Below are 12,845 nucleotides of genomic sequence, written 5' to 3' on the forward strand. Positions count from 1 at the left end.
GGGGCGGCGGGGCGGCGGGGCGGCAGGGCCGGGGGGGGCGGCGGGGCGGGGTGATCGGGGTCAGCGGGCGTCGACCAGCGGAAGGGCCTTTCCGGCGCCGCCGCCCGGCATCGCGATCGAGGAGAAGTGCGAGACCACCCGCTCGTCGGTCGGGTCGTCGGCCGGGGTCCGGTGCACGGCCAGCCGGTTGTAGAGGGTGTCCCGCTGGGCGGGGATCCGGTCCGCCGCGCGGATCATGCCGATCAGCTCGTGCAGGTTCGAGCGGTGCCGAGCCCCGGCGGAGGAGATGACGTTCTCCTCCAGCATGATCGAACCGAGGTCGTCGACGCCCATGTGCAGGGCGAGCTGCCCGACGTCCTTGCCGGTGGTCAGCCAGGACGCCTGGAGGTGCGGCACCGTCTCGAAGAAGAGCCGGGCCACCGCGACCAGCCGCAGGTATTCCAGGGTGGTGGCCTGGGTGCGGCCCTTGAGGTGGTTGTTCTCCGGCTGGTACGTCCACGGGATGAACGCCCGGAAGCCCCGGGTGCGGTCCTGCACGTCGCGGATCATCCGCAGGTGCTCGATCCGCTCGGCGGCCGTCTCGCCGGTGCCCATCATCATGGTGGCGGTCGACTCGACGCCCTGCCGGTGCGCCAGCTCCATGACCTCCAGCCAGCGCTCGCCCGACTCCTTCAGCGGCGCGATCGCCTTGCGGGGTCGCTCGGGCAGCATCTCCGCGCCGGCACCGGCGATCGAGTCCAGCCCGGCCGCCTTGATCCGGGCGATCGCCTCGTCCAGGCTGACGCCGGACACCTTGGCCATGTGCAGGATCTCGCTCGGGCCGATGGAGTGGATGGCGAGCTGCGGGTAGGCCTTCTTGACCGAGGAGAACAGCTCCTCGTAGTACTCCACGCCGTAGTCGGGGTGGTGACCGCCCTGGAGCATGACCTGGGTGGCCCCCAGCTCGACCGCCTCGCCGCAGCGGCGCAGGATCTCCTCGGTCGGGTGGGTCCAGCCCTCCTTGTGCTTGGGCGCCCGGTAGAACGCGCAGAACTTGCACGCCGTCACGCAGACATTGGTGTAGTTGATGTTGCGGTCGATCAGGTACGTGACGATGTTGTCCGGGTACCGCCGGCGGCGCACCGCGTCGGCAGCCTCGCCCAGGGGGTGGAAGGGCGCCTCGGTGTAGAGCAGCAGGGCCTCCTCGGGCGTGATCCGCCCGCCGTCCGCGCCACGCTGCAGGATGTCGTCGATCTCCCGGCTCACACTCACCCCCCGAGCCTACGTCGCCCGCTCGGGCGGCCGGTCGATGGCCACCGAACAACCCGCCCGGCGACCGTCACCTGTGACGCCGTTCACGCTCGCCGGCCGGGCTCCGGCGGTGCGGCGTCGCCCGTCGGACGACGCCGCACCAACCGGTCAGAAAATACGCGGCACGGTGCTGACCGCCCAGGCGCTGCCCGCGTCACCGGGGCTGGTGGCGTACAGCTTGAAATCGGCGCTCAGGTCTCCGGTGGACCGGAAGCCGCGCAGGTTGCCGGCGGCGTCCTGGCCGATCAGGTCGGCGCGCCCGTCCCCGGTGAGGTCCCCGACCAGGATGCGGGGCCGGTTCGTCGCGCCCCAGTTGGTGCCGACGAACGGGAACGGCCCGGAGAACAGGGGCTCGTCACCGGTCAGCGCCCCCGACGACCGGAACGCCCGCAGCCGCCCGTCGTCGAGCTGGGCGACCAGGTCGGTGGTGCCGTCACCGTCGATGTCGGCCGGCAGCGCCCGGGGAATCGAGGAACTCTGCCAACCGGTGCCGACCACCTTCGCCACAAAGGTCGCCGGGAAGAGCCTCATGTCCATGGAAAGATCTCCGCTGGACCGGTACCCCTTCATGGTGCCGTCGGCGTGCTGGGCGATCAGGTCGGTCCGCCCGTCGCCGTTGAAGTCGCCGGTCAGGATCCGCGGCACCTCCGTGGTGGTGAAACCGGTGCCGACGTCTCTCGTCGCCCCGGCAAACAGCCGGGCGTCGGCGGAGAGATCACCCGTGGACGTCCAGACCCGTAGCGTGCCGTTGGACAGTTGACCGAGAAGGTCGGTGCGGCCGTCGCCGTTGAAGTCACCCGGGATGATCCGGGGCATCGAGCCGATGCTGAACCCGGTGCCGACGATCGCGGTCGCTCCCGAGAAGAGCCGGTAGTCGGCAGAGAGATCGCCGGTCGACGCCCAGGCGGTCAGCGTGCCGTCAGCAGTCTGCCCGATGATGTCCGTCCGGCCGTCCCCGGTGAAGTCCCCGGTGAGCACCCGTGGCCGGTTGGTCCCACCCCAGTTCGTCCCGACGTACGGATTGGACGCCGGGAAGAGCGGAGTCGCACCCGAGAGGTCGCCGCTCGAAGCGTAGGCCCGCAGCCGGCCGTCGGCGAGTTGGGCGAGCACGTCGGTGCGGCAGTCGCCGGTCCAGTCGCCCAGGATCACCACACCTGCCTGGTCTGCCGGGCCGTGACTCGCGCCACCGGCACTGCAGTTGTTGGGGGTGTTCTGGCGAATCCAACCGGCCAGGTCGTCGATGCGGGTCTCGGTGGCGTCCCGCCGGGTCTCCGTCTCGCCGAGGCAGCCACCCTGCCAGGAGGTGGCGTGTACGGCAACCAGCTCGGGACTTCCGTTCACCACCCGCACCGCCGGCCCCCCGGCGTCACCCTTGCAGGTGGTCGGCCCACCCTGCCCGTTGCTGATCGCGATGGTGGTGGCCGAGACGGTGCCGACCGTGACCGGCGCACCGTGCAGCTTGTCGGGCACCCACTCGGTGGCGGTGCGGCCGAAGCCGAGCGCCTGCAACGTCTCGCCCGGCACGGGTGCCCCGGTGGCGAGCGCGACGGGGGTGACGCCGACCACCGGCAGCGTGAGCCGGAGCAGCGCGAGGTTCCGGTCCGGGTGCGACACCACGAGATTGGCACGCTGCACCCGGCCGTCGTTCGTGGTCAGGTCCAGCCGGCCCACGGTGACCGTGGTGGGCCACGCGGGAGCGCTCGCGGTCGAGCGCGGGCCCGCGCCGGGGGGAAGGCACGAATGGGCCGTCAACACCCACTGGGGCGCGACCAGCACCCCGGAGCAGGCACCCAACTCGCCGAAGGTGACCTTCGCCGCGAAGGCGTACGCGCTGTCCGTTACCGGGCTACCCCCGCTTACCGCCCGGGCCGGCGCACCTGCGACAGCCCCTGCCGTCAACGCGGCAGCGACACCGATGACGAGGGCTCTTCGCCGTCGTCGCACCATCTGAACCATCAGGACTCCCACTCCTCGGGCACGGCTGCCCGATGACGAGATCAATATAGATAAAGGAGAGTCTCCGCATCGCCCCACGCGACCGCCTCACGACGCCCCGACCTGCCAGCGTCCGACACGTCGTCTCCGGCGGGCGGGAGCCACCCACGCCGGCGTCGGCGACGACCGCCGGGCCGACCTGTGGCACAGCATCGCCTTCGACGGCCAGGTCACTGATTCACCGCGGCGGCGGCCGGCTCGTCAGGCGTCGTAGTCGACAGTCAGGGTGTCGGTGGTCGGGCTGGACTGGCAGGTCAGGACGTAGCCAGCGGCCACCTCGTCCGGCTCCAGCGCGTAGTTGCGGGCCATCGTGACCGCGCCGTCGACCACCCTGGCCTTGCAGGTCGAGCAGACCCCGCCCTTGCAGGCGTAGGGCAGCTCGCCGCGCACCTTGAGCGCCGCGTCCAGCACCCGCTCGTCGCGCCGCATCGTGAAGCGCGACGACCGGCCGTCCAGCAGGATCGTCACCTCGGCGCCGCCGCCCGGCTCGTCGGCCGGTCGCCTCGGCGGGGCCGGGGCCTCCGCGACGTGGAACAACTCCGCGTGCACCGCCGACTCCGGCACGCCACGCGCGGTGAGCACCTCCCGGGCGTCCACCACCATGCCGTACGGGCCGCACAGGAACCACTCGTCGACGGCGTCGGCGGGCACGATGGTGTCCAGCAGCCGGCCCAGCCGCTCGGCGTCGATCCGGCCGGAGAGCAGCGGCGACTCGCCCTGCTCCCGGGAGAGCACGTGCACCAGGTGCAGCCGGGCCGGCCACCGGTCCTTCAGGTCGGCCAGCTCCTCGGCGAACATCACCGTGTTCGCCGTGCGGTTGCCGTACACCAGGGTGAACGTGCTGGCCGGCTCGACGGCGAGCGCCGTGGCGACCAGCGCGAGCACCGGGGTGATGCCCGAGCCGGCGACCACCGCGCCGTAGTGGCGGGCCCGGTCCGGCGCGAAGGCCGTGGTGAAGTGCCCGAGCGGCGGCAGCACCTCGACGGTGTCGCCGCCCCGCAGCGCGCCGCAGGCGTACGCGGAGAAGGCACCGCCGGGGATCTCCCGCACGCCGATCCGCAGCCGGCCGTGCCGGGCAAGCTCGTCGGGGGTGGAGCAGATGGAGTACGACCGCCGCACGTCCTCCCCGGCGTCGGTGCTGCGCCGGACGGTGAGGTGCTGGCCGGCGGCGAACGCGAACGTCTCCCGCAGCTCCTCGGGCACGGCGAAGGTGACCGCCACGGCGTCGTCGGTGAGCCGGTCGACGGCGGCGACGGACAGCGGGTGGAAGACCGGCCGGCGACGGACCGGGCGGGTGATGGTGACAGTCACAGCGCCTTCAGGTGGTCGAAGGGTTCACGGCAGGTACGGCAGCGCCAGAGCGCCTTGCACGCGGTCGAGCCGAAACGGCTGACCTGCTCGGTCTCGGCCGAGCCGCAGCGCGGGCAGCGGACGGCGAGGGTCAGTGGCACCGCGTTGCCGGCGGGGACGGGTGCCGGCGGGGCGATGCCGGCGGCGGCGAGCTTCGCCCGGCCGGCGGCGGAGATCCAGTCGGTGCTCCACGCCGGGCTGTAGACGGTGCGAACCTCGGCGTCCGGGTGCCCGGCCGCCGCCAGCGCCCGGCGGATGTCGGCCCGGATCACGTCCATCGCCGGGCAGCCCGTGTAGGTGGGGGTGATGGTCACGACCACCCGGCCGGTGGCCGGGTCCTCGTCGACCGCCCGCAGGATGCCGAGCTCGTCGATGGTGACGACCCGGATCTCCGGATCCACCACCGCCGCCACGGCCTCCCTCGGGTCCGTCACCGGTATGGCCTTCCGTTCGCGACTGCGGGGCTCCGCTGCGCTGCACTCCTCGCGCTCACCGGTACCCCCTCACCAGTTGGCCCCGGGGTGGGCGCGGTGCAGCACCTGCATCTCCGCGAGCAGGAAGGACAGGTGCTCGGTGTGCACCCCGTCCCGCCCACCGGCCGGCGCCCAGCCGGCCTCCGGCAGGGTCAGCGTCGCCTCGTCGAGCACGGCGGTCACCCGGGCGTCGAAGTCGGCCCGCAGGGTGGCCGGATCGACCGGCGCGGCCGGGTCCGCAGTGAACAGCTCGTGCACGTACGGCCAGACCTGGTCGACCGCCGCCTGCATGCGCCGGTGCGACTCCTCGGTGCCGTCGCCGAGCCGCTTCACCCACAGTGAGCCGTGGTCGAGGTGGTAGGCCGACTCCTTACGGGCCTTGGCCCCGATCGCGGCCAGCCGCTCGTCGGTGCACCCGGCCAGCGCGGTGTAGAGCGGGACCTGGTAGGCCGCGAGGAAGAACAGCTTGGCCACGGTGACCGCGAAGTCGCCGTTGGGCAGCTCCACCAGCAGGCAGTTGCGGAACTCCCGGTCGTCGCGGAGGAACGCCAGCGCGTCCTCGTCCCGGCCGGCGCCCTCCAGCTCGCCCGCGTACGACAGCAGGAGCCGGGCCGCGCCGAGCTGGTCGAGGGCGATGTTCGCCAGGGCGATGTCCTCCTCCATCTCCGGCGCGCGGGTGGTCCACTCGGCCAGCCGCTGCGCCGCGACGAGCGCGTCGTCGCCGAGGGCGAGGGTGAAGTCGAAGGGGCCGGTCACGCCGCCACCCCGCTCCGCTCGGCGGCGGCGCGACGCGCCCCGGTGCCGAACCGGATGGTTCGCTCGCTGCGCTCGCTCACAGGTGCGCCACCCCGTCCGGCACCTCGTAGAAGGTGGGGTGGCGGTAGACCTTGTCGGCCGCCGGGTCGAAGAAGGCGTCCTTCTCGTCGGGGCTCGACGCGGTGATCGCGCCCGCCGGCACCACCCAGATGGAGACGCCCTCCTGGCGGCGGGTGTAGAGGTCCCGGGCGTTGCGCAGGGCCAGCTCGGCGTCGGGCGCGTGCAGGCTGCCGACGTGGGTGTGCGACAACCCGCGCCGGGCCCGCACGAAGACCTCCCACAGAGGCGAAGGACCGCTCACACCGCGCAAAGGCGACGGACCGCTCACACCGCGCAAAGGCGACGGATCACTCACACCGCGCAAAGGCGACGGATCGCTCACGCCGCGCTGATCCGTTCGCTCGCTACGCTCGCTCACGCCGACACCTTCTCCTTCTTCTCCGCCCGCTTGGCGGCGTACGCCGTCGCGGCCTCGCGCACCCAGGCGCCCTCGGTGTGGGCGCGGCGGCGGTGCTCCGCCCGCTGCCGGTTGCACGGGCCGTCTCCCTTGATCACCCGCATCAGCTCGTCGTAGTCGGGCTGGGTGAAGTCGTACGACTGCCGTGCCTCGTTCCAGCGCAGGCCCGGGTCCGGGATGGTCACGCCGAGGATCTCGGCCTGCTGCACGCACATGTCGACGAAACGCTGGCGCAGCTCGTCGTTGGAGAACCGCTTGATCTTCCAGGCCATGGACTGCGCCGAGTGGGTCGAGTCGGTGTCCGGCGGGCCGAACATCGCCAGCGACGGGTACCACCAGCGGTCGACGGCGTCCTGCGCCATCGCCTTCTGCGCTCCGGTGCCGTGCGCCAGCGTGTGCAGGATCTCGTAGCCCTGCCGCTGGTGGAACGACTCCTCCTTGCAGACCCGGATCATCGCCCGCGCGTACGGCCCGTAGGAACAGCGGCACAGCGGCACCTGGTTGACGATGGCGGCGCCGTCCACCAGCCAGCCGATCGCGCCCACGTCGGCCCAGGTCAGCGTCGGGTAGTTGAAGATCGAGCTGTACTTCTGCCGGCCGTTGAGCAGCAGCTCGACCAGCTCGTCCCGGCTGATCCCGAGGGTCTCGGCGGCGGCGTAGAGATAGAGGCCGTGGCCGGCCTCGTCCTGGACCTTGGCCAGCAGGATCGCCTTGCGCTTGAGCGAGGGTGCCCGGCTGATCCAGTTCCCCTCCGGCTGCATGCCGATGATCTCGGAGTGCGCGTGCTGCGCGATCTGCCGGATCAGCGTCTTCCGGTACGCCTCGGGCATCCAGTCGCGCGGCTCGATCTTCTGGTCGGCGTCGATGACCTCGGCAAAGTACGCCGCGAGGTCCTCGCCCGGGGCGGGAGCACCGCCCTGGCGCCCCCGCTCGGCGGCCTCCCGCAGGGCCGCCTCCGCCGCCTCGACCTCACCGAGCAGGCCACCGCCGGATGTGTCCTCGGCGGAGAAGTCGTTGCCATACATGAGCCAAGTGTTACAGCTCGCATCTTGTGGCACCAGAGGTGTGTAACAGGTTTCCGGAGCCGCCCAACGGATGGCGGCCCGTGCCGGGGCGGGCCGAAACTATGACTTGGGTCACGAACAGGAGGTGAATCCTCTCAATGACCGCATAGCGGTCCGATATCCCGCCTTCATGGCAAGTTGCCAGGTGTCGGGTCGTGGCGTGCCGCCGATCCGCACGTAGACTTCCTCCGTCACACCGATCGGCTGACGGCGATCGCCCGAGCAACACGGAGGCCGCTTCCCCCCGGCCCCGGCGGTCCGCCGATCCGTCCCGACAACAAGCCGGTCCCCCCGGCCCTGACATCTGGAGTTCATCCGCTCATGCGATCCCGCGTGCCCCTGGTGCTCGCCGTCGTGGCGGTCCTTCTCGGTGGCGGCCTGTTGGTTCCCGCCGCGTACGCCAAACTCGCCGGCGACGACGACGCCGCGAGCGGCGGAAGCGGCGGCGGGAGCGTCGCGGCACCCGCACCGACCACGCCGCCACCGCCGACCCTGGCCGCCGGCCCGGTCTCGGTGAACTTCAAGGGCGAGTTCTTCTCGTGGGCGCTGATGGACCGGGAGACCGGCGAGATCTCCGGGTCGAAGAACCTGGCCGCGACCAGCTCCACCGAGTCGATGATCAAGGCCTGGATCGTCGCCGACTACCTGCGCCAGCTCGGCGACAAGGAGCCGTCGGCGAAGTTGAAGCAGCAGGCGAGCCTCGCCATCCGGGACAGTAACGACGACGCCGCCAACGCCGTCTACTACGCCGCGGGCGGCTCATATCGGAAATCCCCGGACGGCCAGCCGGGTCCGGTCATCAAGCGGGCGATCAGCATCTGCGGCCTGACCGACACCAAGCGCGGCAACGTGGTGGGGTACGAGGGCTACTGGAGCTTCACCCGGATGTCCCCCCGGGACGCCGTCCGGCTCGGTGACTGCATCGCCGACGGCAAGGCGGCCGGGCCGAAGTGGACCCAGTGGGTGCTGGACGAGATGTCCAAGGTGCGCGGCAGCGTGAAGAGCCAGCAGGCCAAATCCGGCGGCGGCAAGTGGGGCATCGTCGACGGCCTGCCGGCCGAGATCAAGGCCCAGGGGCCGGTGAGCATCAAGAACGGGTGGACGCCCCTCAACTACGACGGCAACTGGCACGTGAGCTGCCTGGCGGTCGCCGACAAGTGGAGCCTCGCGGTCATGCTCCGCTACCCGCAGAAGAGCGGCCTGAACTACGGCGCGCAGGTCTGCGCCTCCGTCGCCACACAGCTCGTGACCCCGCAGCCCGGTGCCGCCCTCAAGGTGCCGCAGCAGCCGGCCGGGAAGCTCTGATGGCGCGCCAGCGGCGGGCCGACCGGGGCGGCGACGCCTCCCCCGTCAAGCTGATCGCCGTCGCCGTGGTCCTCGTCGGCCTGGTCCTCGTCTCCCTGCGGCTGCTGCCGGGCTCGCCGTTCGAGTCCACCGCCGCCGCCAGGTGGGGCGCCCCCGCCGGCCCGGTCGACCGCGCCACGGGTGCCCCGAGCGACCGCAGCTCGCGGCCGTCGCCGTCGCCGACACCGAGCCCCACGCCGGAGCCGTTGCCGTTCGAGGCACAGGAGCTCGACCTCGACATCGAGGGCTGGTATTCCTGGAGCGTCCTCGACCGCCGCAGCGGCGAGATCATCGGCTCGGACAACATGGACGAGACCAACACCACCGCGTCGCTGATCAAGGCCTGGATCGTCGCCGACCACCTGCGCCGGGCCGACGAGCAGGGGCAGACCCCCAGCGACGCCAAGCTGGCCGACGCCACGAGGATCATCCGAGACAGCGACAACACCCGGACCCAGCAGTTCTACAACGCCCTGGGCGGGTCCGCCTCGATCAAGCGACTGCTCGCCAAGTGCGAGCTGACCGACAGCAGCGTCGCCAGCGACGGCGGCTGGAGCCGGACGAAGCTCTCCCCCCGGGACACCGCCCGGATGGGCGCCTGCATCGCCGACGGCCGGGCGGCCGGCCCGAAGTGGACCAAGTGGCTGCTCAACGAGATGCGGCTGGTCCGGGGCAGCGGCGACTTCGGCATCCGCAAGGCGTTCCCGGCCGCCGAGCGCAAGACCATCGCCATCAAGAACGGCTGGATCGACCGGACCAAGGAGCAGGAGATGCACATCAACTGCCTCGCCATCGGTGACACCTGGACGATGGGCGTGATGGTCCGCTACCCGATCGACATGGGCTACGAGTACGGCATGAAGAACTGCCAGAAGATCACCGAGGCCCTGCTCCGCCCCGCCACCTGATCCCCCCGCCGCCCGCCCGCCCGGGCCTCGGCCGGGGCGGGCGCGTGACGAAGCGGCGGGTCAGCCCCGGAAGAAGTCCGGCCCGGAGTCGGGCAGGGGCGGGGCGGCGCCGAGAGTGGCCGCCCGACGGGCGAACTCCCGCAGGCCGGCCACCTGGCGCTCGCCCAGCGAGAAGTCCAGCGCCCGGAAGTAGGTCGCCAGGGTCTCCGCGTCGAACGGCTCCCAGCGCGCGGCGGCCTCGGCCACCTGGTCCAGCTCGGCCAGGCAGAGGTCCCGGGAACGCAGGAACGCCTCGTGCACCTCCTTGACCAGGCCCGGGTGGGCGGCGGCGAAGTCGCGGCGTACCGCCCACACGGCGAAGACCATCGGCAGGCCGGTCCACTCCCGCCACGCCTGCCCGAGGTCGGTGACCTCCAGGCCGCGCCGCGGCGCCTCGTAGAGGGCACGCAGCGCCACGTCGCCGATCAGCACCCCGGCGTCGGCCTCCAGCAGCATCTGGGTCAGGTCGGGCGGGCAGCGGAAGTACTCCGGGTTCACCCCGTACCGCTCGCCGAGCAACAACTGGGCCAGCAGCACGCCGGTCCGCGAGGTCGAGCCCAGCGCCACCTTGCCATGGTCGAGGTCGGCCAGCGGGCGGGTGGAGACGATGTTGACCGACAGCACCGGCCCGTCGCTGCCGACCGCCAGGTCGGGCAGGAGCAGCAGCTCGTCGGCGTGGCGCAGGTACTCCACGTGGGAGATCGGGCCGATGTCCAGGTCACCGGCGACCAGCGCGGCGCTCAGCCGGTCCGGGGAGTCCTTGTGCAGGTCGACGTCGATCAGGGCGCCGGAGCGCATCAACCCCCAGTAGATCGGCAGGCAGTTCAGGAACTGGATGTGCCCGACCCGGGGGCGTGCGACGTGCTCAACCATGCCCCGACCGTATCCCCGCCGCCGCGCCGGGGCTCAACGGGCCGGGCTGGGAGTGGCCAACCCCGCATCCGCCGCCCGACCGCCGCCGCCCTGCCCGCCGGTCTGCTCCGCCACCACCGACCCGGCCACGGCGACGCCGCCCACGCGCCCGCCGTCTGCGTCGCCGTCGGTGGCGGTGGCGGTGGCGGTGGCGACGGACCGGGCACGCCGGACGGACCGGACGACGGCCGGCACGATCGCCGCCACGACCAGCAGGCCGACGGCACCGGCTGCCGCGATGAGGGGTCGCGGTGACAGCACGGCCAACAGGGCGCCCCCGATGAGGTAGCCGCCCATCGAGCCGCCCTGCACGGCCGCCCCGTAGGCGGCGTACGCCCGGCCGCGCGCCGCCTCGGGCACCCTGCGGGCGGTGAGCACGTTGGCGAAGACGTTCTCCCCGCCGTTCGCCGCGCCCGCGACCAGCCAGAGCGGGACCAGCAGCGCGGCCGTCGGCACGGCGGCGGCAACCAGCACCATGAGGCAGATGCCGCCGAGCGTCGCCAGCACCCCGTACACCAGGGCACCGTCGTCGGTGAGCCGGCGGGCCAGCCGGGCGCAGAGCCAGCTCCCCGGCATCATGCCCGCCATCCAGGCGGCGCCGACGAGCCCGTACGTGGTGGGCGAGCCGCCGAGCGTCTCCCGGATGAAGAAGACCTCGATCACGTTGAGGCCGCCCACCGCCGTGATGACCGCCGCCGTACTGAGGACGACGACCAGCAGCAACGGGTCGCGGCGCAGCCGCCACGCCTGGGCCTGGCCGGCCCCGGTCCCCGGCACGACCGCGACGGTCCGCCGGCCGCCCCGCCGGGTCTTCAGCAGCAGGCCCACGGCCACCAGGGCGAGATAGCTCGCGGCGTCGATGAGTAGCGGTACGCGGGTGCCGAACTGCCCGACGAGGAGCCCGGCGAGCACCGGGCCGCCGAGCGCGCCCAGGGACGAGGCGGTCTGGCTGATCGCGCTGGCCCGGGGCAGGTCGGCGGGGCGCACCATCGTCGGCAGCAGCGCCGCGAGGCAGGGCTGGGTCACGGCCAGCCCGCAGGCGAGCAGCGCGACCAGCCCGATGATCAGGGCGGGGTGGTCGGCGAAGGCGAGCAGGGCGCACACGGTGGCCTGCCCGAACCCGACGGCGACCAGCAGCGTACGGCTGTCCACCCGGTCGGCGAGCCGCCCGGTGACCGGGGCGAGCACCACCAGCGGCAGGGTGGCCGCCAGCAGCAGCCCGGACACGGCGAGCCCGCTGGCCCCGGTGGCCTGGAGCGCGAGCGCCAGCGCGGTGGCGGCGAGGAAGTCCCCGCAGATCGAGGTGCCACGCGCGACGGCGGCGAGCCAGACATCGGACCAACGCGAACCGTCAGTTGTGAAGGACATACTTCGAAAATAATCCTTCACAACTGATCGGATCAACCCCCTTACGCCAGCGGCACCACCCGGTAGTGCACCGCCACCGAACGCCCACCGGCGGGCGCGTCCGCCTGCCGGTTCCGCTGCCGGTACGGCTCGAACAGCGCGCTCACCGCCTCGTTCAGCTCGGCCAACTCCTCGGCGGTGAGCAGCAGCACCGTGTCGCTGAACAGCGCGGCGTCGTACCACTCGGGGGGCTCCTCGCCCGCCCGACGCAGCCAGTCCCGGGCCCGCTCCAGGTCCCGCGCCGCGTGCGCCTCCACCAGCGCCTGCTCGGCCGCGCGCACCTCGGGCCCGGCGGAGCGGCCCGCGTCGACCATCAGGCCTTGACCGACCGTGCGCCACAGCCGCTCGCGCGCGTCGCCGCGGCTCGGCGCCTGCTCCACCAGGCCCGACTTCGCCAGCGCCCGCAGGTGGTAGCTGGTGGCGCTCGGCGACAGCCCGGCCACCTCCGCGCACTCGGTGGCGGTCGCACCGCCCGGCACCCTGCCCAGATGCTCCATGATCGCGATTCGGGCCGGATGGGCCAGCGCCCGCATCACCTGCGGATCGCTGACCGTCATCTGGCGCCGCTCGGGACGCGCCTCCGTCATGCGTCCATGATTCCTGGTCGCCCGGCCGCCAGCGGCCCCCGGCCGGCCAGCACACCGCCGCGCCGACCGGCCCGCCGTCGTGACTGCGGAAATCCGGTGGTCCGCACCCCGATGTGGACCGGCAGCGGCGCCGGGGGCCCTACCGATGGTTTCGAGGCAACTACGATCCATGACATCGTCGCGCGTTGAGCCCGCAGGAGCAG

At 72.5% G+C, this 12,845-nt stretch carries 12 protein-coding genes; 2 read left to right on the forward strand and 10 right to left on the reverse strand.

The window, feature by feature from the left end:
• Positions 1-60 precede the first annotated feature (60 nt).
• The 7 genes from mqnC to paaA form a co-directional block, all read right to left on the reverse strand.
• On the reverse strand, positions 61-1,251 hold the full coding sequence (gene mqnC / locus ABZ809_RS00005) for a cyclic dehypoxanthinyl futalosine synthase (RefSeq protein WP_357560091.1): 1,191 nt from the start codon (positions 1,249-1,251) through the stop codon (positions 61-63).
• 147 nt (positions 1,252-1,398) lie between these two features.
• Positions 1,399-3,246, reverse strand: a complete 1,848-nt coding sequence (locus tag ABZ809_RS00010) for an FG-GAP-like repeat-containing protein (RefSeq protein WP_357560092.1) — start codon at positions 3,244-3,246, stop codon at positions 1,399-1,401.
• Between the two features lie 240 nt (positions 3,247-3,486).
• Positions 3,487-4,596, reverse strand: coding sequence for a 1,2-phenylacetyl-CoA epoxidase subunit PaaE (paaE, locus tag ABZ809_RS00015; RefSeq protein ID WP_357560093.1), 1,110 nt, complete (start codon positions 4,594-4,596; stop codon positions 3,487-3,489).
• The gene (paaD, locus tag ABZ809_RS00020) at positions 4,593-5,069 is read right to left on the reverse strand and encodes a 1,2-phenylacetyl-CoA epoxidase subunit PaaD (RefSeq protein ID WP_357560094.1); all 477 of its coding nucleotides are present in this window, start codon (positions 5,067-5,069) and stop codon (positions 4,593-4,595) included. The genes paaE and paaD overlap by 4 nt, the downstream gene beginning before the upstream one ends.
• A gap of 69 nt (positions 5,070-5,138) precedes the next feature.
• On the reverse strand, positions 5,139-5,864 hold the full coding sequence (gene paaC, locus ABZ809_RS00025) for a 1,2-phenylacetyl-CoA epoxidase subunit PaaC (protein ID WP_357560095.1): 726 nt from the start codon (positions 5,862-5,864) through the stop codon (positions 5,139-5,141).
• Positions 5,865-5,940: 76 nt separating this feature from the next.
• A complete protein-coding gene (gene paaB / locus ABZ809_RS00030; RefSeq protein ID WP_357560788.1) occupies positions 5,941-6,261 on the reverse strand; it encodes a 1,2-phenylacetyl-CoA epoxidase subunit PaaB in 321 nt (106 codons plus the stop codon).
• A 77-nt stretch (positions 6,262-6,338) separates the two neighbouring features.
• The gene (gene paaA, locus ABZ809_RS00035) at positions 6,339-7,406 is read right to left on the reverse strand and encodes a 1,2-phenylacetyl-CoA epoxidase subunit PaaA (RefSeq protein WP_357560096.1); all 1,068 of its coding nucleotides are present in this window, start codon (positions 7,404-7,406) and stop codon (positions 6,339-6,341) included.
• Between the two features lie 360 nt (positions 7,407-7,766).
• On the opposite strand from paaA, the gene ABZ809_RS00040 reads away from it, so the two are divergent.
• Entirely contained in the window at positions 7,767-8,750 is a 984-nt protein-coding gene (locus tag ABZ809_RS00040) for a hypothetical protein (RefSeq protein WP_357560097.1), read from the forward strand.
• Entirely contained in the window at positions 8,750-9,697 is a 948-nt protein-coding gene (locus ABZ809_RS00045) for a hypothetical protein (protein ID WP_357560098.1), read from the forward strand. The genes ABZ809_RS00040 and ABZ809_RS00045 overlap by 1 nt, the downstream gene beginning before the upstream one ends.
• A gap of 60 nt (positions 9,698-9,757) precedes the next feature.
• Here the strand turns inward: ABZ809_RS00045 and ABZ809_RS00050 are convergent, their stop codons facing one another.
• From ABZ809_RS00050 to ABZ809_RS00060, 3 genes are read right to left on the reverse strand one after another with little or no spacing between them, the layout of a single operon-like run.
• Positions 9,758-10,609: a menaquinone biosynthesis protein gene (locus ABZ809_RS00050; protein ID WP_357560099.1), complete on the reverse strand. Its 852-nt coding sequence runs from the start codon at positions 10,607-10,609 to the stop codon at positions 9,758-9,760.
• A 33-nt stretch (positions 10,610-10,642) separates the two neighbouring features.
• On the reverse strand, positions 10,643-12,016 hold the full coding sequence (locus ABZ809_RS00055; protein WP_357560100.1) for an MFS transporter: 1,374 nt from the start codon (positions 12,014-12,016) through the stop codon (positions 10,643-10,645).
• A 41-nt stretch (positions 12,017-12,057) separates the two neighbouring features.
• Complete coding sequence (locus tag ABZ809_RS00060; RefSeq protein ID WP_357560101.1) at positions 12,058-12,642, reverse strand: helix-turn-helix domain-containing protein; 585 nt, start codon at positions 12,640-12,642, stop codon at positions 12,058-12,060.
• Positions 12,643-12,845 lie beyond the last annotated feature (203 nt).

Source organism: Micromonospora sp. NPDC047074, assembly GCF_040643815.1.
GTDB lineage: Bacteria > Actinomycetota > Actinomycetes > Mycobacteriales > Micromonosporaceae > Micromonospora.

Bases quoted from the DNA above. Each gene is read 5' to 3' on its own strand.
- paaA (WP_357560096.1), bottom strand. From the start codon at position 7,406: ATGTATGGCAACGACTTCTCCGCCGAGGACACATCCGGCGGTGGCCTG.
- ABZ809_RS00040 (WP_357560097.1), top strand. From the start codon at position 7,767: ATGCGATCCCGCGTGCCCCTGGTGCTCGCCGTCGTGGCGGTCCTTCTC.
- ABZ809_RS00050 (WP_357560099.1), bottom strand. From the start codon at position 10,609: ATGGTTGAGCACGTCGCACGCCCCCGGGTCGGGCACATCCAGTTCCTG.
- ABZ809_RS00055 (WP_357560100.1), bottom strand. From the start codon at position 12,016: ATGTCCTTCACAACTGACGGTTCGCGTTGGTCCGATGTCTGGCTCGCC.
- ABZ809_RS00060 (WP_357560101.1), bottom strand. From the start codon at position 12,642: ATGACGGAGGCGCGTCCCGAGCGGCGCCAGATGACGGTCAGCGATCCG.
- ABZ809_RS00010 (WP_357560092.1), bottom strand. From the start codon at position 3,246: ATGGTTCAGATGGTGCGACGACGGCGAAGAGCCCTCGTCATCGGTGTC.
- ABZ809_RS00045 (WP_357560098.1), top strand. From the start codon at position 8,750: ATGGCGCGCCAGCGGCGGGCCGACCGGGGCGGCGACGCCTCCCCCGTC.